This is a genomic window from Dyadobacter sp. LHD-138, from assembly GCF_030929615.1.
Lineage (GTDB): Bacteria > Bacteroidota > Bacteroidia > Cytophagales > Spirosomataceae > Dyadobacter.
In genome coordinates this window covers 28,411-50,961 of the sequence record NZ_JAVFVU010000033.1, presented here as the reverse complement: position 1 = coordinate 50,961, position 22,551 = coordinate 28,411, and the positions used below count along the sequence as shown (strand labels likewise).

Below are 22,551 nucleotides of genomic sequence, written 5' to 3'. Positions count from 1 at the left end.
AAAGAGAGGTCGAAGCCGAAATGCTTCTTGTATTTTTGAAACATAATTACTTTTTGAAGTGAAAAATATTTTTATCGGTCTCGTCTTTTCCATTCTTTGGGCCTCGGCTTCTGTTGCAACCAAGTTCGGTGTTCAGTCTGCTTCTCCGTTGATATTAGCAAACGTTCGTTTTTTTATCGCCGGTATATTATTGCTCGGTTTTTCTTACACTTTTGGCAAAAATGCCGCCTACCGGCTTCCCAATGGGAAAGAATTTATACAGCTGGGTTTATTCGGATTTCTTAATACAACGCTGTACCTCGGTCTCTACGTGTGTGCGATGAAATATACTGCGGCCGGGATCGGAAGCCTCGCCGTTTCTGTCAATCCATTGATTATTGTCCTGTTGTCTGCGTGGTGGCTTGGCCGAAAACCGGCGAAGGCAGAATGGCTGGGAATTGTCCTTGGTATGTCAGGTGTTGCCATTGCCACGTACCCGCTGCTGCGTGAAAGTCATACGACAATGCTGGGTATTGTGCTGCTTCTCGTGAGCATGATCGCTGTTTCTGCAGCCAGTGTGTATTATGCAACGGTGCAATGGGAGCTTCCCAATCTTTTGATTAATGGCTGGCAAGTTATGCTTGGGGGGATTTTCCTGCTTCCCGTCACGATGCTATTCGGAGATTTTTCTGTTACCCGATGGGACGGACAATTTTGGGCATCGGTGCTATGGCTGAGCCTTGCCGTATCGATTTTGGGGTTGATATGTTGGTTTTACCTTTTAAGACTTGATACCGTCCGGGCTTCTTTATGGCTTTTTCTTTGTCCGCTATTTGGGTTTTTCTTTGCCTGGTGGTTGATGGATGAACCCGTTACGATTTACACGGTTATAGGAACACTGTTTGTAATTGTCGGGCTTTATGCCGGTCAAAAAGCGAAGTTAAGCGGGCAACAGTTAGCTAAAAAATAGCGATCCGACATTTTAATAAAGACCGGATCGCTGAATATTATGTCAAACAGAATTGTCTCAGTCAATCTCAATTTCTCCGTGAAGATATATTCTGGCCTGTCCGCCGATGTTTACCCGCTCGCCATCCAGTTCACATTTTAAATAACCTCCGCGTTTTGAAAGTTGTTTGGCAGTAAGTTCTGTTTTCGAAAGCTTTTCTGCCCAATACGGGATCAAAGTGGTATGCGCGGAACCTGTCACAGGATCTTCATCGATACCGGACTGTGGTGCAAAAAAGCGGGAAACGAAATCAACTTCGTCGCCAGGAGCCGTTATGATGATACCTCTAGCCGGAATTGTGGAAAGTATGATAATGTCAAAATCAAGATCGCGTACCTCTGCTTCACTGTCCAGGACAACCATATAATCGGTTTTTCCCTTGTACACTTCCAGAATACTAACCCCGTTTAGGCTTTCCATCAACGCCGGAGGCGGAACGGCCATATTGTATTGATCTATCGGGAAATTAAGCGTCAGCCAACTGTCTTTGTGAAGCACGGTAAGTTCGCCGCTCAGCGACTCAAAACGGATCAGATCTCCATCGAATCCCTGAATGTTGAAAATAACATAGGCGGAAGCAAGCGTGGCATGGCCGCAAAGCTCCACTTCGACCGAAGGTGTGAACCAGCGGATGTGGTAACCCGTTTCGTTGGGGACATAAAAAGCAGTCTCAGCCAGATTATTTTCCGCCGCGATGTTCTGAAGTACTTCGTCTGGGAGCCAGTTTTCCAGGGGAACCACGGCAGCCGGATTACCGGAAAAAAGCTGATCGGTAAATGCGTCTATTTGGTATATTTTTAATTTCATGGAATTGGGCCCAAGGTGTTAATTTACAACAAGGTATTAATTTTTTTTTCGATAAAACGTAGCCAAGGTCGTAATTTTTCAAGAATTTTATTGCAATCTGATAAATTACGCGATTCCAAAACATCAGGAATACTTGCCGAGAATATCCTTAAAACTTTCTTTTCCCACCGTCAACTTTTTCAGGTTTTCGATCAGGGTTACGGCACGTTCGATGCGCAGCTGACTACTTTTTACACTTGTGATAACGCGTATAATAAAGCGCTGTTTACCGGCAACCAGCTGATGAAAACGTTTGTTGCCCTCTGGATCTTGTTCAAGCAGTTCTTTTAATTCTTCCGGGACTTCCAGCCCGAATTCGCTGTCATCTTTTTCGAGCGATAACGTTACCTCGTCACCCGGTTTTGCCTTGAGTTGTTTGAGTCGCTGCGCATTTAAACTGATGTAAGCATCTCCGTTTCCAAGGGCCGTCAGACCGCATTGCCATTTTACTTTTTCATTGGCCGTGCACCAAAGCCGGATTGAAAACGATCCGCCAAGCTGCATGACAATTTCATTTGGTATCAGTAGGTACCGCATGTTGGCCATGTAATCCAGGCAATCGATTTTAGTTTTGAAAATAATCGGCATGGCTATCTTTTCCTGTTTTTCATACGAAGATAAACACCGTTGGTCCATCCAAAACCTTCCTGAACCTCATATTCTCCGCCGCCAGCTTCCAGATTGGTATCCGAAACATTATACTTTTCCATCATTTTTCCGGTTCTCTTAAATTCTTTTTCATTCAGTGAAAGCCATTCGGCACTGAGTTCGTTGGCTGTTTTATGAAAATTATAATTTCTGAGACCCTTGTAAGTAATCCATTGCAAAGGTGCCCAGCCGTTTGGCGCGTCCCACTGCTGACCGGTTTTAATCGCGGTTGTAAGTAATCCGCCCGAACGCATAAAGTTCAGTCGTATATATTTTCTAACGTAATGCGACTGCTGTTTTTTTGCCAGTTTGAAATACAACGGAAATGTTCCGGCCAGGGTAACGGCCTTGGTGAAATCTTTTTTTACAAAATTATAGTCCATGTAATAATTCCGGTTATTATCCCAAAAGTACGTTTCCACGGCCTCACACCTTTTTTTCGCTTTGTCTTCATAAAGTTGAAAACACTCGTATTCGTCATTAAGTAAATAGGCCTCAGCCAGGGTTTTTTCCAGATGGTGCATCAGACAGTTCAGATCAACCGGGATAATATCGGTGGTATGGATCGACGAAAAATCATTCTCATCTTCAAACCACCGGCTGCTGAAATCCCAGCCGGATTCTGCCGCCGCCCGGAGATGTCGGTAAATGGATTCAGCCGAAACAGGATAGCTTTCGATAGCCAGAGCCGCCAGTTCCACGTCTTCCTTGAATGCTTCCGGCCTTGGTGAGGACTTGTCATCCCAATACCGGTTAAGCAAAACGTCGTTTGGCAAGCGAACAACACGGCGGTGCGCGGTAAAATCCGCTCTTTCGGAATTGCCTTCATCCATCCAGTAATCGTATTCCCGCTGCATCTGCGGGAGATATCTTTTCAATATCTTTTTTCCTTTCATTTCACTGTACAACCGGATCATCAGCGAAAAAAACGGTGGTTGTGATCTGCTCAGATAATAAGTCCGGTTTCCGGTTGGCACATGGCCGAAGGTATTGATCAGGTAAGCGAAGTTGTTGATCATGTTTTCGATCAGATCGACACGGCCGCATTCCCTTAATCCCAACATGGTAAAATAGCTGTCCCAGTAATAAATTTCCCTGAAACGGCCGCCGGGCACTACGTAGGGATTGGGTAAGGGGATCAATGAACCTCCGCGTTCCTGGTTTTCGGGCTGGCGGGTCAGATAGGGCCAGAGTTTTCGGATGTGCTCTTCCGTGGAAAGGCTGGTATCGGCGATAAAACCGACTTTTATTTCAGCAGGAATTCTAAAATGCTGATAAACGAAGTCGGCGAGATCGAAGTCGGGGTCGTTTTTGTCGCGATAATATTTTTCAATGATCAATAACGGATCGTCCAGCGGGATACAATCTGCAAAGGTTTTCGAATCGCTGAAAATATGACTGTTTTGTATATCATTAAACAGGCTCCCAAACAACTCTTCCGGAGAAGTCAGGGCCTGACCGAACGTAACTGAGGGGGCAATGAATCCGAACAAATCTTGTGGAATTTAAGGTTCACAATTATTTAAACGCAACTACGCCGGTTATGGTAAATATAACACATAACCAGCGAAATTATCGGATCGAATTCACTTATAAACTTGATACAATCAGTTTTTAACCTCCGTGAAATGAAGCTTCGGGAGCTTCATTGCGCTTTCAATAATCTGGATTTCAATGTTCAGAATACCTGCTTCCGACTTGGAATCAACTTTTTCTGCGTCATCCGACGGTTTGTGATAATCATCGTGGCCTCCTGTGTGGAAAAACAACACGGGAATTTGTTTCGCATAAAACGAACCATGGTCCGATCCGCCGCTTCCTGCCGCGTCAGTGAAAAATTTGATATCACTCTTTACCGGTTTGAAAACCTCCGGCCATTGATCACTCGTTCCAAACCCGCCAATGCCAACACCGCGATCCGGATTATAGCGGCCAATCATATCCATATTGCTCATAAAACTGATTTTGTTCAATGGCAACGTGGGGTTATTTACAAAATGTTTCGATCCTAAAAGTCCCAGTTCCTCTGCACCAAATGCGATGAAAAGAAAATTGTAAGGCTCTTTAATATGGTTTCCTGAAAAATAACGTGCCAGTTCAAGCAAGCCGGCTACGCCCGAAGCATTATCGTCTGCACCGTTGTGTATTTTTCCCTCAGGATGTTCATCTTTTGAACTTCCCTGTTTTCCAAGTCCCAGATGATCGAAATGAGCACCGATAACGATAGTGAACTCAGCACCATTATCAAGAAATCCGATAATGTTCTGGGCTTTACGTAAACTGTCAGGAACGACAACACGACGTACTTTTGCAATAAATTCTTGTTTGAAACCGTCGGTACCCAGCGGTTTGAGATTGTATTTTTTGAATTCTTTGATCACATATTGGGCTGCCTTGGCATTTTCCTTACTTCCGGTGCCACGCCCTTTCATTTTGTCTGAGGCAAGTTTATAAACGTGTTTTGAGATAATTTCAGGAGAGGGCGAGATGTTTTGTGCCCATGCTTTTGCAGCAAAAAATAGCAGGAATAAGGAAAATGCGTACTTCATTGGATTGTGTTTGGTAAATAACGGGGCAAAGGTAAAACAGAAAGGGAGGCCCGCTAAGACCTCCCCGATTTTATTTTTAAAATATTTTATTATCTACTTTTTTCTCAGCGCTTCATACACGACATCCATGATGGCCGTGCGGATATTCAGTGTCGATATTTTAGGATTTTCTCTTGTTGGATAAACCCGGTTTGAGAGGAACACGTAGTTCAGGTTAACCGAAGGGTCAGCCCAGACCATGATGCCCGTGAACCCGGTATGTCCGAAACTCATTGGATGGGCATATTTTGGCGCATTGCCCGAATATTTGAATGTCGGTTTGTCAAATCCCAAACCCCGGCGACTGCCCATTTCAGGATATTGATAGCGGGTGAATTCAAACAAAGCGTCTTTGCTTAACAGTTGCTTGCCGCCATAATAGCCATTTTGCAGATACATCTGCCAAACTTTCATGACGTCATTGGCATCGCCGAAAAGTCCGGCGTGTCCGCTTAATCCGCCGAGCATAGCCGCAGCTTCGTCGTGTACCTGCCCGTGGATCAGCGTCTGACGGAAGAACGTGTCACGTTCGGAAGGAACGATTTCGTCCAGTTTGTAAAAACGTTTCGGGTTGAAAGTAAGGGAAGTTGCGCCCAGTTTTTTGTAAAAATTATTTTTAAGATAATCTTCAAACTCAACGCCGGTCAGGCTTTTGACAATCTGCGGATACAGGATGAATGACAGGTCGCTGTACACATAACCTTCTTCGGGATTAAGCGGTGAATCAGCAATTTCCTTGTAAAGCTTTTTGTTGTAATTTTTACGAATGAAAAGGCTGTCGCCAACCACGGACGTGGGATACTTCGCCGACTGTTTTGTATGAAAAACTTTCTCTTTCAGAGTACCGTCAGGATTTTTTACTTCACGCCAGAACTGGATGTATGATTTCAAACGTGCGTTATGCGTCAATACGCGGCGCCAGATCAGGTCTGCTTTGTTTGACTTTTTGAAATCAGGGAGATAATCCTTCATCGTCGCATCCAGATCAAACTTTTTCTGATCATAAAGACTCATCAAGGCAAGCGTAGAAGCGGTGATTTTGGTTACGGAAGCAAGGTCGTACAAGTCCGTAAGTTTAACTGTGGCAGCACCTTCGTAGGTGTGTTTGCCATAAGCCTTGCGGAAAAATACTTTGCCGTCTTTGGCCAGCTGAACAACACAGCCTGGTGTTGCTTTTTGCGTGATCGCAAGATTGGCAATCGAGTCAATTTTAAAAGTAATCGCTTTCGAATCCAGCCCGATTTCTTCCGGAATGGTATATTTCAGACGTTCCAGTGCCGGGGTTTCAATACCTGCCCCATACGGGAATTGCGCATTGACAGTTACCGGTAGTTTTCCCTTGGCCGGGATCGCACCGAAAATCAGCTGCGCGGACAAATCCTGTGTATAAGGTGTAAGCTGGTAAGCCATGACGAGCGCCCTGGCGTTTTCCGGTTTCTGGATTTTATTCAGGACATAAGGATTTCCAAAAATCGAAACGGCCGCCTTTTTGGTTGCAATCAGGTCCTGCAAAAGCGTGCTCATCTGATCCGTCAGGCCATAGTTCACGCGTGGGGAAATACTGCTCAGATGCAGGCCAACGAGCAATACATTATAATCTTTCAGTCTGGCCCGGATGGCGTCAAGCTGCGCAGGTGTTGCCTTCGCAGGAACTGAAAAATGATCCATTTTGGTATAAAGATCCAGCGTGTTCTGGAAAGTCGTGATGCTGTCGGCACCGAGTGAAATGGATGCAATTTTCAATGTATCCATTTCACGCAATGGAAGAATGTTGTTATCGTTCTTTAAAACCGTTAGCGCTTTTTCTGTCAACAAGCGATTGGTTAGCTCCGCCGCTTTCGGGTTAAGGTCTTCGTATAAGTTATTCAGATCAACCGGTTTGTAGTGATTCAAACCCACCCAGGCTTTCGCTTCCAACACTTTTTTGCAGCGGAAATCGATTTCAGCCTGAGAAATTCGTCCTTCGGCAATACTCTTTTTAATCTCTGCAACGGCTTTTGAAACATCTTCTGTAAATTCGAGAATGTCCATTCCTGCTTCAATACCCATGGCATCGGCTTTCCCATCCGCAAAATATTTGGTTACCCCTTTCATGTTCATCGCATCGGAGTAAATCAATCCCTGATAACCCAGTTTGCTGCGTAACAAATCAGTAACGATCGGTTTGGAAAGCGTTGATGGTAAATTCGGTGTTTTATCAAGCGCCGGAATGCTCAGGTGCGCAATCATCATACCCGTTAAGCCGTTATTCATCAATACTTTAAAAGGATACAATTCCAGGGTATCCAGCCGCGTCAGGTTGTGGTTGATAAGGGGAAGATCGTAGTGAGAATCAACGCCGGTATCACCATGTCCGGGAAAATGTTTTGCACTGGTCAACAATCCGTTATCCTGCATGCCCTTCATGTACGCAAGTGCTTTTTCGGCTACTTTGTATTTGTTTTCTCCAAAAGAACGGAAACTGATTACGGGGTTATTGGGATTGTTATTAATGTCGGCGACCGGAGCGAAATTGATGTGCATGCCCAGTCTTTTCGCCTGCTGCGCGAGCTGTTTACCCATTTGGTAAATCAAGTCATCATTCCCCTGAATCGCTCCCATGGTCATTTGATAGGGATAACGAACGGTGCTGTCGATGCGCATAGCCAGGCCAAATTCTGCGTCCATCGCTACCAAAAGCGGAACTTTTGAAATGGATTGATAATAGTTTGTCAGTTTTGCCTGTGGAACCGGTCCACCCTGAAAAAACACGATTCCGCCGATCTTGTTTTCACGAATCAGCTTCTCAACAAAAGCCGGATTACTCGTCTTGGGGTCGATCAGCGCGCGCTTGACATCTGAAACGGCCGCGACCATGATCAGCTGTGAAATCCGCTCATCGGGTGTTAATGTTGCAAAAACAGAGTCAACCCATTGACGATTTTTATTTAAAAATTGAGGGGGCGTGGTCGTTTGCGCCCTTACTGCCAGTGTGGCAAATAAAGAGAGTTGAAAAACGAAGAAAATTATAGGCTTTTTCATGAATTGGGACAGAAATAGTATCAAGTATCCAAAGTTTGGAAAACAAATGGACTAAAACAAAGACTGCGGTTTTTAGACGGCAGAATGCAGCAGCGGGATGATTTATATTCACTATGCAAATGCCAGTCCGAGTATAAGTCCGGCAAGTATCAGCAAGTAAGAAGGAATTCGGGTAAAGAAAAGTAATAACAATGTTCCAGCAACGGTTAAAACGGGCTGCCAGCTTATTGCCATTGGCTCAAACATGGAGATAGCTGCAGCGATGGTAAGACCGCAGCTGGTGGCGTGGATACCATCCAAAGAGGCTCTTATACCGCGATATTTTTTTAACTGGCCCCAGATCGGATAAGCGAAAAAGATAAAAAATGTTCCGGGAAGAAAAATTCCGGCCGTTGCTACGAACCCGCCGATGATCTGTCCCGTAATACCATAGTCCTGCATGGACAAACTGCCCACATACGTAGCGACGGAGAATACGGGACCGGGCACCACCTGGGTTAAGGCCATCCCCGAAAGAAATTCCTGATCGGTGAGGTAATGTTTAAATTCGACAAACTCATTGTAAAGAATGGGGATCAGGACTTGTCCGCCGCCAAAAACAAGGCTTCCGTTACGGTAAAAGTTCTCAAAAAGGCGAACGGGCAATGATTTGGTTACGGTACCGATACCGGCTGCGACAATCAGTACGGATATCCAGAAAATAAGCGGCCGCCAGGTAATCCTGATTGGTCCGCGTTCCATTTTTTCGTGTTTGCTGAAATTAAAATAAGAAGCAGCCACGCCTCCCGAAACGATCAGGAGCGGCGTCATGTACGGCGATGGAAATAGATAGGCAAGAATTGTCGAGATAATTAAAAACGACCAGCCTTGTAAATTATGGATCACTTTTCTGGCGATGGCATAGCCGCCATGCATCAGAAAAGCGACGGCCATCGGACCTACAAACCGTGTGAATGACAATGAGATTTCCTTTTGTTCCAGCATGTGAACGCCTATTGCAGCCAATGTCATCAGGATCATGGCCGGCAAGGACCAAACCACGAGCGAAAGATAGGCTAGCGGCTGTCCACCGATTTTCAATCCGATCGCGGTTACAGTCTGGGTGGAAGTCGGGCCGGGTAAAACCTGACAAAGCGCCTGCAATTCGAGCAGTTCTTCCTCGGTGATGTACCGTCTCTTTTTTACCAGCCGTTCGATCATCATCATAAGATGTACCTGTGGGCCTCCGAATGCCGTAAAAGAGAGCAAGAGGATGTCCAGAAGGTAAATGATGTACCGAAAACGTCGGATGGGGTGACTCAAGTGAATTGGGAATAAAGTTGAGGGTTTTCAGCGCACAGTCGCAAAACTGCATGCTGCACACTGGCGTTTGCCAGGAGCTGACTTATTTTTTTAATCCCAATTCACGTAAACGCTCATCCAGAAACTCACCTGCCGTCATGTTAACGTACATTTTTGGATATTCACTGGTTACACAGTTTTCCAGGCTTGTCAGGTCCATGGCTGCGCGCGGGTGCATAAAGAAAGGAATAGAAAAGCGGGACGTTCCCATTTTTTCACGCGGAGGATTAACCACGCGGTGAATCGTAGATTTTAACTTATGGTTGGTAAGTCGGTCGAGCATATCGCCCACATTGACGACAATCTGGTCTGGCAAAGCGGTTATCGCGATCCATTTTCCATCACGTCTCAATACTTCAAGTCCTTCGGCGCTGGCTCCCATCAACAGGGTGATCAGATTGATATCCCCGTGTGCAGCGGCTCTCACGGCTCCATCCGGCAAGAGCTCAGGATTTTCGATCGGGAAATAATGCAGGGCGCGCAAAATACTGTCGCCGTTTTTAACTTTATCTTCGAAATAATCTTCCGGCAGGCTGAGGTAAAGGGCAAGCGCTTTCAGTAGCGTTTTTCCTGCGTTTTCAAAAGTTTTGTAAACTTCAACGGTGTATTGTTTAAACGCTGGCAGTTCGTCAGGGAAAATGTTTTTAGCCATATCACCAACCGGCTCCGGCTGGCCAACGTGATAAAACTCTTTCAGGTCAGCCACTTTAAATCCTTTGGCCGTTTCCTTCCCTTTGCCGATATATCCACGCTGACCAAACAGCTCAGGAAACTCGTATTTTTTCTTTTCTGCTTCCGGAAGTGAGAAAAAATGCTGAACGATATCGTAGAGTTTGATCCTTAAATCATCACTAAGTCCATGGTTTTTAATCGCGACAAAACCTATATTGGTAAAAGCAGCACCAAGGTCTGCTACAAATTTTTCTTTCTTTTTGGCATCACCTGAGGTGAAATCTGCCAGGTCCAGCGACGGTACTTCGTCCAATAATGCAGGTTCCATATTTGTTTTTTATGCAAAGTATAAAACAATCTGTTGTTCATGCAACTAATTTCGACGAACATTGATCATATTTATAACCATCAGGCTATTATCTTTCCCCCTCCGGACTATATGTTAATGAAGGAGATCTGACCTGATAATCTTCTTAATCAGCGCCGTATCTTTTTGTTTGGAGAACCGATCAATAGAAATCGTACTATTAATATCGCTGAAAAGTATGACGAATTGCGAGATAGGTTCTATCTTTACCGCCACGAAAAACCCGAATTTAGCGCAGTTTGGTCTGATTTGGCTTAAAATTTTACCATTTACCTGTCAAGCGAATGCTCTTTAATTCTTTACATTTTTTACTATTTTTCATTTTTGTTACCACTTTTTATTACACACTTCCCTGGAAGTTCAGGTGGGTACTTTTATTAGCGGCAAGTGCCTATTTTTATGCTTCGTTCATCCCGGTTTACCTGGTCATTCTGGGTGTCGTTATTGTTATTGATTACTTCGCGGGGATCTGGATTGAGAAGGCATCAGGGCATAAACGACTGCTTTTGCTTGTACTGAGCCTTATTGCCAACGTTGGATTTCTGGCTTTCTTTAAATATTTTGATTTTTTAAATAACAACATTACCTATGCCCTTCAGCTGATCGGGCAGAAGAACGGAATGCCGCCGCTGCGGGAAATGTTCCCTTCCCTGATATTACCGATCGGACTGTCTTTTCATACTTTCCAGTCCATGAGCTATACCATTGAGGTATATCGTGGAAACCAGAAGGCGGAATACAATTTTGGGATATACTCTTTGTATGTGCTTTTTTATCCGCAGCTCGTAGCGGGGCCGATCGAAAGACCGCAAAATGTACTCTGGCAGTTTCGCGAAAAGTTTGATTTCGAATGGGAAAACATGAAAACCGGGCTCACATTAATTGCCTGGGGATTGTTAAAAAAGGTAGTGATAGCTGACAGGCTGGCCCTGGTGACCGACGCGGCTTATGGCGATGTGGCAAATCAAAGCGGCTCAGCGCTTTTAATTGCCACGTTTTTCTATTGCTTTCAAATCTATTGTGACTTTTCCGGCTATTCCGATATCGCCATTGGTACTGCCCGGGTCATGGGTTTTAAATTGATGACCAACTTTAACGCACCGTATTTCGCCGAGTCCATTTCGGAATTCTGGAAACGCTGGCATATTTCTTTGTCCACCTGGTTTAGGGATTATGTCTATATTCCACTCGGAGGCAACAGGAGAGGCAAAAGCAGGGTTTATTTTAATACGCTCATCGTTTTTTTATTGAGCGGCTTATGGCATGGCGCCGACTGGAAATTCATCATCTGGGGTTGTATTCATGGCGTTTACTTAATCATGGCGCAGATTTTTAATACCCACGCCATATTTCGTCCTGAACATGCCGGTAAAGGCGGATCGATTCCGGTGCGGTTATTTCATATTTTCTGGACATTCCTGCTGGTCGCGTTTGCCTGGATATTCTTCCGTGCAAACAGCGTTTCAGAAGCGTTCGAAATCATTAGGAAAATCTTTACGTTCGCGGATTATGGCGTCCCGGAAATTGCGATGAACAGTGGTGAGTTTTTATTCTCGCTTGGGCTGTTGCTGCTGCTTGTGATCAAGGATAAATATTTTGCCAAATTCATTCCGGAAACAAAATTGTTCTGGGTGTTATTTCCGCTGGTTTGTCTGTGCTGTTATCTGTTCGGTGTTTTTACGAGCAACCAGTTTATTTACTTCCAATTTTAAGCCATGGGCTATATGAATACGTTAATTCGCTATATCGTTCTGGCTTTGTCGGGGATTATTTTTGCAATCAGTTTGTCGCCCGTTTTGCAGCGCAAAATAGCGGCAAAAGGCTGGATTCCCGATCAGTATCGTTTTGGAGATCTTTACAATACTTCGAATTTGAAGAAATTCAAGGAACTTGACTATCGCCAGAATGCCACGTTGCTTCCTTCGGATAAACCCAAGGAAAGATCTTCAAATATTGACCTTTACACCATTGGCGACAGCTTTACACCAATGGATACGAGCTTTTATGCCGGGCATAAAAACTTCCATATCTGGCTGGGTATGTCTGTTGATACCGTGAAACTGGATCCTTCCAAGAAATCCATTCTCGTCATTGAAGTGATTGAAAGGACGATTCAGGAGCGTTTGCGGAGCGATTATAAGGCTTTGTATTTTGATAAGGGTTTTCAGATTGAAGGGAGACATAAGGCTGTCGTTGCTGAAAAACAGGAAGAGGAACCGTCTTTCTGGTGGGATAAGTTTGGGGACGAGATCAACCAGCGTATTGAATTCCTGCTTTTCAATTTTGAACCGTTTTTAAAGTTGAAGGAATTCAAGTCGGATATCATGCTATCGTGGTTTGATCGGACGCATACCGGCGCGGTTATTTCCCGGAATCATGACTATTTGTTTTACAATGTCGAGGCGGATCCGAAAATAGGGTTGTCTCCTTTTTATACAATTGCGCCCCAGTCGGTCGATACGGTTGTGACGAATATGAACAACATCAGGGACTATTATAAAGAAGCGGGTTTTGAGGAAGTGTACTTTTGTTTTGTACCGAACAAGGTGACGGTTTGCGAGAATGACCGCTATCTGTACAATAACCAGATTTCAAGAATTGAATCACATCCTGATCGGAAAACGCCGGTGCTGTCAATTCAGGATACGGTTAGAAGTCACCCCGACTGGTATCATTTGGGTGACGGGCACTGGACTGTAAAAGGTCAGCGTTACTGGCTCAAAACGGTGAACCAGCTGGTGAAAGAATGGGATGAAAAGGAAAGTGCCCGATAACGGTTTTCATAGCACCACCTGAGAACATAAGCTGCATTTTAGTGCTCAGGTGATGGGTGAAAATATTGGCGAATACCTATTATTCTTTAAGTCCCTTGATGTACGCAATGGTTTGCGGAACTTGTTTCATGAACGAAGGGCTTTCATCCTCAATGAAATAGTGTTTGATACCGGCTTTTTTGGCCGCTTTTAAAACACCCGGGATATCGATTGATCCGGTTCCCAGCGCAACATCATTTTCGACCGGAGTTCCGCCGGATAAATCTCCTTTCACGCCTTTTCGTAAATCTTTCAGGTGCATCAGTTTCCAGCGGCTTCCGTATTTATTCAATAACGCAACGGGGTCCTGGCCAGGGAATGCGGTCCAGAGTACATCCATCTCGAAAGACACATATTTGGGGTCTGTATTTTTAACAATGTAATCAAAAAGTGTTCCTCCCTCGTATGGCACGAATTCATAACCATGGTTGTGATAACAAAGTGTAATGCCGTTTTCTTTGAGGATTTTGCCAGCCTTGTTAAAGTCTGCCACGGCTTTTTTCGCGGTTTCCAGATTGAAATTACCCTTTTCATGAGGAATCCACGCGACCATCACAAAGTTTGCACCAAGGATTTTGGCATTGTCAATGGTTTCCTGCGGGTCTTTAATCAAGGCTTCATAACCCGCGCCGATTGATGGCATTTTGATGTTTCTTTTATCCAGTTGTTTTCTGAGCTCCACAGTGGTCATACCTTTTTGTGGGCCGCCTTCAAGCTCGGTGATGCCAAAGGCCTGAATGGAATCCAGGGTCGCTTCAATTCCTTTTGGAAAGCTGGATCGGAAAGTATAAGCCTGGGCGCCAATTGGTTTTGTGTACAACGGCTTGCCTGATTGCGCGTAAGAGGTGCTGCATGCGAGCGCCAGAGCGATCAGAATCTTAGAAAAACAGGCGATTTTATTCATTTCTTCTATATCTTAATGATTAAATGTACCGGTATCCGAATTCATGTGACAGACCCGTAAAATGTCGGATTTGTCGTCTGTGATAAAAGAAATGATCAGAACAAAAATACTGCAATTGCCCTTTCAAATCCTTGACTGAGAATACCTGAAAGTACCTGACGGTAATTTTTTTAATTGATAAACGCTGACTGGAATCGCGTCAGGCGATCCTCGCCGAATCAGGCCATTCTAATAACCATCGGCCTTAATCTGCTTTTCAGAAACTTCTCCGTACTTTTTAACCTGCTCTTTGATTTCAGAGGCTTTTCCGACCATTACAAATTGCAGTTTGTCTTTCGGGAAATACTGGGCTATAATTGATTTTGCCTGTGCCGTTGTCAATCCGTCCACTTTTGCCTGAAAGGTATTGATGAAGTTTTCATCAAAGTTGTAAATGAACATATCTGTCAACAAACCTGCCAGCGCGCCGGAAGATTCATAATCAGGAGGGAAATCGCCTTTTACATAAGCCTTTGCGGAAGCGAGAACCTTGTCGTCGATCCCGGTTTTATGTAAGCTGTCCAGAACGTCGAGCGCCATGTCAACGGCTGGCACCGTGGTGGCGTTTTTCGTAAATGTACTGATCACAAAAGTCCCGGCCATTTTATAACGGCTAAACCGGCTGCTTGCACCGTAGGTAAGTCCCGAGTTGACGCGAAGCGCATCATTTAGCCATGAAGTAAACCGACCGCCTAAAACCGTGTTTACCACCAAAACAGGAATATAATCGGGAGAACTGTAAGGAATACCTTTGCCGCCGATGTAAAACGTGGTTTCGCGGGCGTCGTCTTTGTTAACGAGTAAAACACGGCTTTTATCAAAATTGAGTTCAGGAACTACACGCTTTACCATTCTGGCTTCGGCGGTTTTCCAGTCGCCAAAAAGGGTCGTGATTCTTTTCTTCATATCGGCCGTTTTGAAATCACCCACCACGGCGATAGCGCCTTTGCCGGTTGTGTAATTACTCTGGTAAAATTTCTTCACATCCTGGACCGTGATCTTATCGACAGTGGATTTTGTACCGCCTGTTGGTGTTGCATACGAATGTTTATCAAATACAAAACCGTTAAAATAATTGCCAATAACACTGCGTGGGCTCTCTTTGGCCTGCGCGAGTTCCAGTAATGTACGCTGCTTGTGTTTATCGAATTCAGTTGCATCAAAAACAGGATACATGATAACCTGCTGTATTACATCAAAAAGTTTATCCTGATCTTTCACCGCAAAAGAGGACCGTACACTAGCACCTTCCTTGCCTGCCGCGGTAGACAGGTTCGCGCCTACGTAATCTGTTATTTCTTCAATCTGGGATTTTGTATATTTCTGTGTCCCAAAAACGACGGCATCGGCAGTTAAGGATGCCAAACCATATTGGTCGCCATCACTAATCGACCCCGCATCGAACACCGCTGAGACATTGATCAACGGAACCTCATGCTGCTCCATCAGATAGACGGTCAGCCCGTTTTTAAGCTTGAATTTTTCGTATTTGGGTACTTTGAAATTATTCTGCGCCGATGCGGACAAGGTCGTCAGAGTCAGGAGCAAAAGGAGTATGTTTTTCATCTTGGAATTTTTAAGTCTTGGATTAACTGAAAAGGAACTCGGAGCACTTTTACGCTTTTTTCTCAGGTAACAAGTAGCCTACGGTCCTGTTTCTTTCAGTAAAATATTTAGCAGCAACACGCTTGATATCCTCTATGGTAACTTTTTCGTACAGTTTTGGCGCGTCGAACATTTTGCGATAGTCACCGAAAAATACGTCATAAGTGCCCATGCTGTTGGCTTTCCCATTGATCGTTTCCATACTTCTGTAAAATTCCATCAGTTTCTGGTTTTTCACTTTTTGCAGTTCACTGTCGGTTACTCCGCTTTTTATGACGGCGTCAATTTGTGTGAGAATTGATTTTTCAAGATCCCCGGCAGCAATATTATCTCCCGCGATGGCATAGACGTTAAACAGTCCCGGATCAAAATCTTCACTCATGAAAGTATAGACCTGCGACGCGATGGTTGTGTCCATCACCAGCGATTTGACAAGTCTGGAAGAATTTCCGGAAGTCAGCAAACTGCTTAACAAATCAAGTGCATAGTAATCTTCGTGGCCCGTTTGCGGCGTATGATACGACAATAACACGTTTGGCGTCGTGATATCTTTGTAGGCATTAACCCGTCGTTCGCCATTTTGCTCGGGTTCGATTGTACGCAATTTCGGAGGTAAACCTCTTGCCGGAATTGGCGCCATGTATTGATCCGCAAACTTTTTCACCTGATCCACCGTGATATCTCCAACGACAACCACCGTCGCATTGTTGGGCGAATAATAGGTTTTGAAATAATTTTCCAGGTCACTTTGTGTCCAGCTTTTGATATCGGATTCAAATCCAATAACGGGGAACATATAAGGGTGCTCCTGAAAAGCAACCGACTGTACCAACTCGCTTAACATACGGTAATTGCTGTTTTCCAAACCGGTACTTCGTTCAGACAACACAACACCGCGCTCGCTTTCAACCATTTTCGGGTCAATGGTCAGGTCGGCAATCCGATCGGATTCCAGCTTGAAAATTGTTTCCAAAGCATCTTTTTGAAACCAGTCTGTATAAACCGTTACATTTTCAGAGGTATAGGCGTTATTGGATCCGCCGTTTGCTTCCATGACCCGGTCAAATTGTTTGGGACCATAATTTTTGGAGCCGTTGAACATCATATGTTCAAAAAAGTGGGACAGGCCGGTGATGCCATGAACCTCATTTCTTGATCCAACTTTCCAGAACAGATACATATTGGCGTTCGGTATGGAGTGGTCTTCCAATACCAGAAATTTCATGCCGTTTGCAAGGATAAATGTCTTTACGTCTTCGGGCTTGCTTTGGGCATTGGACAAACCAATACCAGCCATCATCGCCGCTCCGAATAATAGTTTAGGTAGCCTCATACAGGAGTCAATTTTTTTGTTTTTGTAATAATAACCAAAAATCTGAAACGGGAGCCAGCAATTTGATGAATGGTAAGTAAATGTTGCCGCAATCGCCGGGGAAGGGCTAATTATTGACAGTTTGAACCAATTTTGACGGTGAAATAATCGGATTTGGAATATTTGTCGCCTTGGATAAAATAAATACTTGAAGGCCTGTTACTTAAACGAGGTTAATCCGTCTGTAATGTTAATGGGATGCCTTTTTATGAAAGGACAAAATGCCCTGAGCACTATTCACTCACTTATTCATTGGTTTATGAAAAAACAAATTTTACTCACGGTACTTCCATTGCTCTTGCTCTGTCTGTTAAGGTCGGCGTCTTATGCGCAGGAAGTGAAGAATGCCAATTGTCCCAATCCGGCTGGGGGCTGTGACACCATTGCCATAGAACAGAAAATAAGCCCCTGGAGAGTAGGTGGTTTTATCGGTCCGGCGGCGGCCTTCTGCGGAAAATGGTCGAGTACATTTAACTCGTCTAAATATCGTGACAAATCATTGTTCAACGGAATCGGGTTTCATGCAGGATTAAATGCGGATTATTTTTTCAATGTAAAAAGGAAGAAACAGTTCAAGTTTGGGGTGGGAGCCGTGGCGGGTTTGCAAATGTTTTTTTTAAGAAATGATCTGGATATTTTTCTGGATAATATTATTGCCCAATCCGGATCCAGCAACGCGGTAATCCGCAAGGGATCGTCAGAGGATCATTATCTGGCCGCGGGGCCTGTGATCAGTTATGCCTTTGGCAAGAAACCCAGATCGCCTTTCATTGAAGCATCGGTGCGCGGAGGTGTTTTTCGTACGACGCCGGCCGCTATTTTTGTGTACGACGGGGTTACCTCAAACAATATTTATTCCGTGACGGCAACGGATAAGCGTTATCACGCAGGCTTACTGGCTACGCTCGGAGTATTTTTCCCAAGTAAAAAAGGTCTTTGGTCATGGGGCGTCGAAGCAGCCGGATTCAGAACCAAAGTGGATTATATTTTTCCAGGCGCTACCATTTACAGTTATCAGCGAAAACATGGCGGATTCACTGCCGGACTTGCGTTTCGCCGTAATTTTGTTCGTGATATTCCGATTAAAAAGGACCCGACACCGCCATTATTGTGTGAAGCGCCGGACCTTGAACTGATGATGAACGGGAAGTCGATCAAAGGACTTATTTTTAGCACATTGGATTCTACCAAGGCCGACAGCATTCAGATTACCTGGAAAAGTCGCAGTATTTTGGATAGTACAAAAAGTGAAACATTTACGGCGCGTTTGCACCAGCTCAATGGTGGGATGGACAGCGTGATTGCACAGGTAATTTGTCAGAAAGAAACGAAAATGGCCTGGCCCGCAGCCTATCTGAACCCGGCGACAGGACGACCGGTTGAAGGACAGTATTATATTACCGTGCAAAGCCAGCAGATTTCCTCTTGCGCTTCTTGTATCAGTGAAGCTGCCACGACCGGGTTTTCGGTTCAGAAGCCGGATGTTATCAAAATCAAGGAACCTAATTGTTTCAAACAATGCTTCCTGGAAGTGTATGCGTATAAAAAGGTTAAAGTTAAACGGGTTAAATACGGAAAATCGCCAACGTCTTGCGTAGGTTGTATTTGCCCTGTGGATACGATTTCGAAAACAATCTCCCAATACCACTTATTGGGAACAGTAAAGAAAGACAACTGTGACGCTTCCAAATTGGATCTTAACAGCGAAACTGCCAATATTAAAATTCCGAAGTGGGCAACTACCATTTATACCTCCGTGGAAACTGTGGTTGCAGGCGATTGCGATGGCATACCGCAAGGAAAGAATAAAATCAACTATTCAGCGCCGGTGAAAAAAGGAAAAGTAGGCGTGTTCAACAGGGCTTATCAGAAAAAGTAGATAAGGTTTGTTATTGAATCGTAAAACGGGCTCTCAATTTTCGGGAGCCTGTTTTATCATATTTCGTCCTTAATCCATTTCACCCGCACAATCCGACTTTTAATGTCATGGTCGGCAAAAAAATGGAGCCAGTGTAGCTGACGGGAAGACAAATGATCTGTCGGTGATTTTATTTCAATAAATGAATATTCGGTTTCATCCCAAACCAGCAGATCTGGGAAGCCGCGTGTATTTTCACGAAGATTATAAGCCATTTCCAATAAAACAGCATGAATTTGCTGAGGACTCAATAAAGAAATTAATTTCAGAACCGTTTCGAGCATGCCCGGGTACCAGCTTACAAGTACATTGGTAGTCCCAAATTTTTCCTGAAAAGTTTTCTCAACGACCGCCGAAATTGCCTCGGTTGAGTCAGCATCTTTCATTCGTGCCAAAAGCTGTTCTGATCGTTTTAGGTAAAAATCAGGTAAGAAGAAATCTGACGGGACGCGTTGGAGCGGATTATGAATGGCCTTCACGTTGGTGTCGTAAATGATATCCCAGAATAATAATCCGAACAAAGCACGCCAGGGTTCATTTTCGCTGAATACAGCCTGAGCTCCTAATTCCTGGTAATAGTCGATAGCGCCTCTTTCCACTCGAAAGCGATAAGAAACCGGAATGTCGATGCTGCTGGCGTCTTTCAATGCCTGGGTGGTGCGTTTTACGGCACGTTTTTTCTTGTTGATAATTTTTTCTTGGAAATCCTGCGAAAAGTATCTTTCATCAGCATTTTGGGGATTTTCTGCTATTTCTTCACATAGTGACAGGGCCTCTTCAATTTCACCGAGGTTATACAAAAGCCGTACGCGACGTTCCCGGGAAGGTGCGTCATTGGTTAGCTGGTAAACAGTAAGGGCTTGCGAGAGCATTTTTTTGCGTTCGAGCCAGGCGCCAACTTTCACTACAAAAAGATGGTAAGAAGGCAATGCTTTTGTACTCAGGTTTGCTGAAACGCCGGTTTGCCAGTTCATAAACCAGTCGAATATTTCTTCCGGCGGAGCTTCATTTTTCAATACATTAAAAGTCTCCTTCATCAGTGAAACCATCAGCGTATCATCCACATCTTTTCTGCTTTCAAACTGGATCGCCAGATGTTCTTCGTCGAATGACTGGAAGCGGACATGGCCAAGATCCCGGACTACAAATTCAGTCATATCGGCATAACGGTTTCCGAAAAACAGGAATTTCATCATCATGACCTCCATCTCATAACCGACTTTTACGACCGGTTCGGTTTCCTGAATGATTTCGCAGATAGTCTTAAAATCATATTCATACAAAAGCCACCGGATCAGATCAGGTTTTCGGATCGACTTGGAGGGCATGATTTCCGGTTCCAGAATTTTGGTGAAAGCCAGGTGTTCCGGTTTTGTAAAGAGATCCATAACTTCTTCAAACCGTTCCTCATGCAGTTCACCAAGCGACTGGATAAATTGTTTGTCATGCAACTCATTAAGCGCTGCCGGAATATCGGTGATCTCCGTGTACGAAAGGTTGTTAACCCGGAAGAACGATTTGCTCCGGTTGCTGAAACGGATGAAAAGACATTGCGCGTCTTCTGAAAGCGCTTTGTACTCATTCAAAAAACCGATTTCAAAGCTATTCAGTAACGGTTCGTACATTTTTCGTACAAAATCCAGCACATAGCCAAAGTAGTCGTGGTAATATTTGGGTGGAAGATCCTTCGGGAACTCGTTATTCTGCACAGTGCTTAGAGAGGAATGTTAAGGCTGAATACCTGTAAAGTTTGTCCAAATATAACGAGGGAATTATTGAAATATGTGTTCGCTATAATCTTTTGTATTTTCGGTCCGGTTTCATTTTTGCTTTATTAAAAGGTACTTACTGAATATACATTTTTAATGGCAATTGGTCAATTTTTGGAAAAATAAATGGTATAAATTGCATTATGACAATACAAACATTCCCCATTTTTCATTAACGTAGTATTTTATGGAGAATTGAATTACATTTGTTTCGAATGGAAAACAACTTTTAGAGCCCATGACAACATTAGATTCGTATAATTTTTCCGGCAAAAAAGCCTTGGTTCGCGTTGATTTCAACGTACCTCTTAATGACAAGTTTGAGATCACGGATGATACCCGTATCCGTGCCACCATACCTACCATTAGCAAGATTCTTAGTGAGGGAGGATCTGTAATTTTGATGTCCCACTTAGGGCGTCCGAAAGATGGGCCGACGGAAAAATATTCATTGAAACATCTTGTAAACCCGCTTTCTTTAATTTTAGGTAAAACCGTAAAGTTTGCTGACGATTGCATCGGAGCAAGCGCAACAGAGCTTGCCGCAGCTTTACAGCCGGGTGAAGTTTTGCTTTTGGAAAACCTTCGTTTTTATAAAGAAGAAGAAAAAGGAAATGAAGAATTTGCTGAGAAATTATCTAAACTTGGTGATGTTTGGGTGATGGACGCATTTGGAACGGCTCACCGTGCGCACGCTTCTACGGCGGTTATCGGTAAGTTTTTCACTGATAAAGTTTGTGGATATGTGATGCAGGCTGAACTAGATAACGCAGAAAGACTTCTGGAACATTCTGAACGCCCTTTTACAGCGATCATGGGTGGTGCCAAAATTTCTGATAAAATATTGATCATCGAACGTTTATTGGATAAAGTTGATAATCTGATCATCGGCGGTGGGATGTCATATACTTTTACGAAAGCGTTGGGTGGAAATATAGGAAAATCATTACTTGAAGCTGATAAAATGGATTTAACACTTGAGTTGCTTGAAAAAGCGAAGCAAAAAGGTGTAAATCTTGTATTGCCGGTTGATACTGTCATTGCAGACAAATTCAGTAATGATGCAACCCGTCAGACTGTACCGGCTGGTGAAATTCCGGCAGAGTGGGAAGGTTTGGATATTGGCCCTAAAACGGTTGAATTGTTTGAAGGAATCATCGCTTCTTCGAAAACCGTTCTTTGGAATGGCCCGATGGGTGTTTTTGAATTCCCGAACTTCGCAATTGGTACGAATGCAATCGCTGAGTCAGTAGTAACTGCGACGGAAGATAACGATGCATTCTCATTGATCGGTGGTGGTGATTCCGCTTCTGCTGTGAACAATGCAGGTTATGGTGACCGTGTAAGTTATGTTTCAACTGGTGGTGGTGCTTTGCTGGAATATATGGAAGGTAAAGTTTTGCCTGGCGTTGCTGCTTTGGAAAAATAGTATTGTGGCAGTCGGCTGGGCGTCCCCGGCTTTCGGCTGTCAGCTTTCAGGCACAATTAGGTTAGATGTTTGGACAAGAGCCTGCTGGGTTTAACTGACAACTAATTTTGTCAATAATAATGAAATTGAGAATTGAACGCTTGTCGTTTGGTTCTCAATTTTTTTTAGAAAAAATAGATTTGAGTACTTATTTTAGATAGACTGTGGGTTTTTCTTGCGCGAAATCCAGGC

16 protein-coding genes are annotated in these 22,551 nt (G+C 44.1%); 5 read left to right on the top strand and 11 right to left on the bottom strand.

Annotated features, from left to right (window positions below):
* Nucleotides 1–58 precede the first annotated feature (58 nt).
* Entirely contained in the window at nt 59–949 is an 891-nt protein-coding gene (locus RB622_RS22465) for a DMT family transporter (protein ID WP_308048930.1), read from the top strand.
* A 57-nt stretch (nt 950–1,006) separates the two neighbouring features.
* Here RB622_RS22465 and RB622_RS22460 read toward each other — a convergent pair whose 3' ends face one another.
* The 7 genes from RB622_RS22460 to RB622_RS22430 form a co-directional block, all read right to left on the bottom strand.
* Complete coding sequence (locus RB622_RS22460; protein WP_308048929.1) at nt 1,007–1,795, bottom strand: PhzF family phenazine biosynthesis protein; 789 nt, start codon at nt 1,793–1,795, stop codon at nt 1,007–1,009.
* A gap of 123 nt (nt 1,796–1,918) precedes the next feature.
* A complete protein-coding gene (locus tag RB622_RS22455; RefSeq protein ID WP_308048928.1) occupies nt 1,919–2,422 on the bottom strand; it encodes a YdeI/OmpD-associated family protein in 504 nt (167 codons plus the stop codon).
* A 2-nt stretch (nt 2,423–2,424) separates the two neighbouring features.
* Nucleotides 2,425–3,975 (bottom strand): alpha,alpha-trehalase TreA, encoded by a 1,551-nt coding sequence (treA, locus tag RB622_RS22450; RefSeq protein ID WP_308048927.1) that lies wholly within the window; start codon nt 3,973–3,975, stop codon nt 2,425–2,427.
* 114 nt (nt 3,976–4,089) lie between these two features.
* The gene (locus RB622_RS22445; RefSeq protein ID WP_308048926.1) at nt 4,090–5,031 is read right to left on the bottom strand and encodes a M20/M25/M40 family metallo-hydrolase; all 942 of its coding nucleotides are present in this window, start codon (nt 5,029–5,031) and stop codon (nt 4,090–4,092) included.
* Nucleotides 5,032–5,124: 93 nt separating this feature from the next.
* The gene (locus RB622_RS22440; protein ID WP_308048925.1) at nt 5,125–8,091 is read right to left on the bottom strand and encodes a glycoside hydrolase family 3 N-terminal domain-containing protein; all 2,967 of its coding nucleotides are present in this window, start codon (nt 8,089–8,091) and stop codon (nt 5,125–5,127) included.
* A 111-nt stretch (nt 8,092–8,202) separates the two neighbouring features.
* Nucleotides 8,203–9,393, bottom strand: coding sequence for a chromate efflux transporter (chrA, locus tag RB622_RS22435; RefSeq protein ID WP_308048924.1), 1,191 nt, complete (start codon nt 9,391–9,393; stop codon nt 8,203–8,205).
* Between the two features lie 82 nt (nt 9,394–9,475).
* A complete protein-coding gene (locus RB622_RS22430) occupies nt 9,476–10,432 on the bottom strand; it encodes a 2-oxoglutarate and iron-dependent oxygenase domain-containing protein (protein WP_308048923.1) in 957 nt (318 codons plus the stop codon).
* A 323-nt stretch (nt 10,433–10,755) separates the two neighbouring features.
* Here RB622_RS22430 and RB622_RS22425 point away from each other — a divergent pair, with 323 nt between their 5' ends.
* Nucleotides 10,756–12,183: an MBOAT family O-acyltransferase gene (locus RB622_RS22425; RefSeq protein ID WP_308048922.1), complete on the top strand. Its 1,428-nt coding sequence runs from the start codon at nt 10,756–10,758 to the stop codon at nt 12,181–12,183.
* Nucleotides 12,184–12,195: 12 nt separating this feature from the next.
* Complete coding sequence (locus RB622_RS22420; RefSeq protein ID WP_308048921.1) at nt 12,196–13,245, top strand: hypothetical protein; 1,050 nt, start codon at nt 12,196–12,198, stop codon at nt 13,243–13,245.
* A 79-nt stretch (nt 13,246–13,324) separates the two neighbouring features.
* Here RB622_RS22420 and RB622_RS22415 read toward each other — a convergent pair whose 3' ends face one another.
* The 3 genes from RB622_RS22415 to RB622_RS22405 form a co-directional block, all read right to left on the bottom strand.
* The gene (locus RB622_RS22415) at nt 13,325–14,188 is read right to left on the bottom strand and encodes a sugar phosphate isomerase/epimerase (protein ID WP_308048920.1); all 864 of its coding nucleotides are present in this window, start codon (nt 14,186–14,188) and stop codon (nt 13,325–13,327) included.
* 228 nt (nt 14,189–14,416) lie between these two features.
* Nucleotides 14,417–15,793 (bottom strand): pitrilysin family protein, encoded by a 1,377-nt coding sequence (locus tag RB622_RS22410; protein WP_308048919.1) that lies wholly within the window; start codon nt 15,791–15,793, stop codon nt 14,417–14,419.
* A 49-nt stretch (nt 15,794–15,842) separates the two neighbouring features.
* The gene (locus RB622_RS22405) at nt 15,843–17,165 is read right to left on the bottom strand and encodes a pitrilysin family protein (RefSeq protein ID WP_308048918.1); all 1,323 of its coding nucleotides are present in this window, start codon (nt 17,163–17,165) and stop codon (nt 15,843–15,845) included.
* Nucleotides 17,166–17,463: 298 nt separating this feature from the next.
* Here RB622_RS22405 and RB622_RS22400 point away from each other — a divergent pair, with 298 nt between their 5' ends.
* The gene (locus tag RB622_RS22400) at nt 17,464–19,083 is read left to right on the top strand and encodes a hypothetical protein (RefSeq protein ID WP_308048917.1); all 1,620 of its coding nucleotides are present in this window, start codon (nt 17,464–17,466) and stop codon (nt 19,081–19,083) included.
* 56 nt (nt 19,084–19,139) lie between these two features.
* On the opposite strand, the gene RB622_RS22395 is transcribed toward RB622_RS22400, so the two are convergent.
* Nucleotides 19,140–20,831 carry a VRR-NUC domain-containing protein gene (locus RB622_RS22395; RefSeq protein WP_308048916.1) on the bottom strand — a complete coding sequence of 564 codons (1,692 nt, stop codon included), beginning with the start codon at nt 20,829–20,831 and terminating at the stop codon, nt 19,140–19,142.
* Between the two features lie 298 nt (nt 20,832–21,129).
* On the opposite strand from RB622_RS22395, the gene RB622_RS22390 reads away from it, so the two are divergent.
* A complete protein-coding gene (locus RB622_RS22390; protein WP_308048915.1) occupies nt 21,130–22,320 on the top strand; it encodes a phosphoglycerate kinase in 1,191 nt (396 codons plus the stop codon).
* Nucleotides 22,321–22,551 lie beyond the last annotated feature (231 nt).

What these genes read in the sequence shown, in the direction of transcription:
- RB622_RS22410 (WP_308048919.1), bottom strand. Translation starts at nt 15,793, where the DNA reads ATGAAAAACATACTCCTTTTGCTCCTGACTCTGACGACCTTGTCCGCA.
- RB622_RS22430 (WP_308048923.1), bottom strand. Translation starts at nt 10,432, where the DNA reads ATGGAACCTGCATTATTGGACGAAGTACCGTCGCTGGACCTGGCAGAT.
- RB622_RS22440 (WP_308048925.1), bottom strand. Translation starts at nt 8,091, where the DNA reads ATGAAAAAGCCTATAATTTTCTTCGTTTTTCAACTCTCTTTATTTGCC.
- RB622_RS22415 (WP_308048920.1), bottom strand. Translation starts at nt 14,188, where the DNA reads ATGAATAAAATCGCCTGTTTTTCTAAGATTCTGATCGCTCTGGCGCTC.
- RB622_RS22460 (WP_308048929.1), bottom strand. Translation starts at nt 1,795, where the DNA reads ATGAAATTAAAAATATACCAAATAGACGCATTTACCGATCAGCTTTTT.
- RB622_RS22455 (WP_308048928.1), bottom strand. Translation starts at nt 2,422, where the DNA reads ATGCCGATTATTTTCAAAACTAAAATCGATTGCCTGGATTACATGGCC.
- RB622_RS22420 (WP_308048921.1), top strand. Translation starts at nt 12,196, where the DNA reads ATGAATACGTTAATTCGCTATATCGTTCTGGCTTTGTCGGGGATTATT.
- RB622_RS22425 (WP_308048922.1), top strand. Translation starts at nt 10,756, where the DNA reads ATGCTCTTTAATTCTTTACATTTTTTACTATTTTTCATTTTTGTTACC.
- RB622_RS22390 (WP_308048915.1), top strand. Translation starts at nt 21,130, where the DNA reads ATGACAACATTAGATTCGTATAATTTTTCCGGCAAAAAAGCCTTGGTT.
- RB622_RS22405 (WP_308048918.1), bottom strand. Translation starts at nt 17,165, where the DNA reads ATGAGGCTACCTAAACTATTATTCGGAGCGGCGATGATGGCTGGTATT.
- RB622_RS22400 (WP_308048917.1), top strand. Translation starts at nt 17,464, where the DNA reads ATGAAAAAACAAATTTTACTCACGGTACTTCCATTGCTCTTGCTCTGT.
- RB622_RS22445 (WP_308048926.1), bottom strand. Translation starts at nt 5,031, where the DNA reads ATGAAGTACGCATTTTCCTTATTCCTGCTATTTTTTGCTGCAAAAGCA.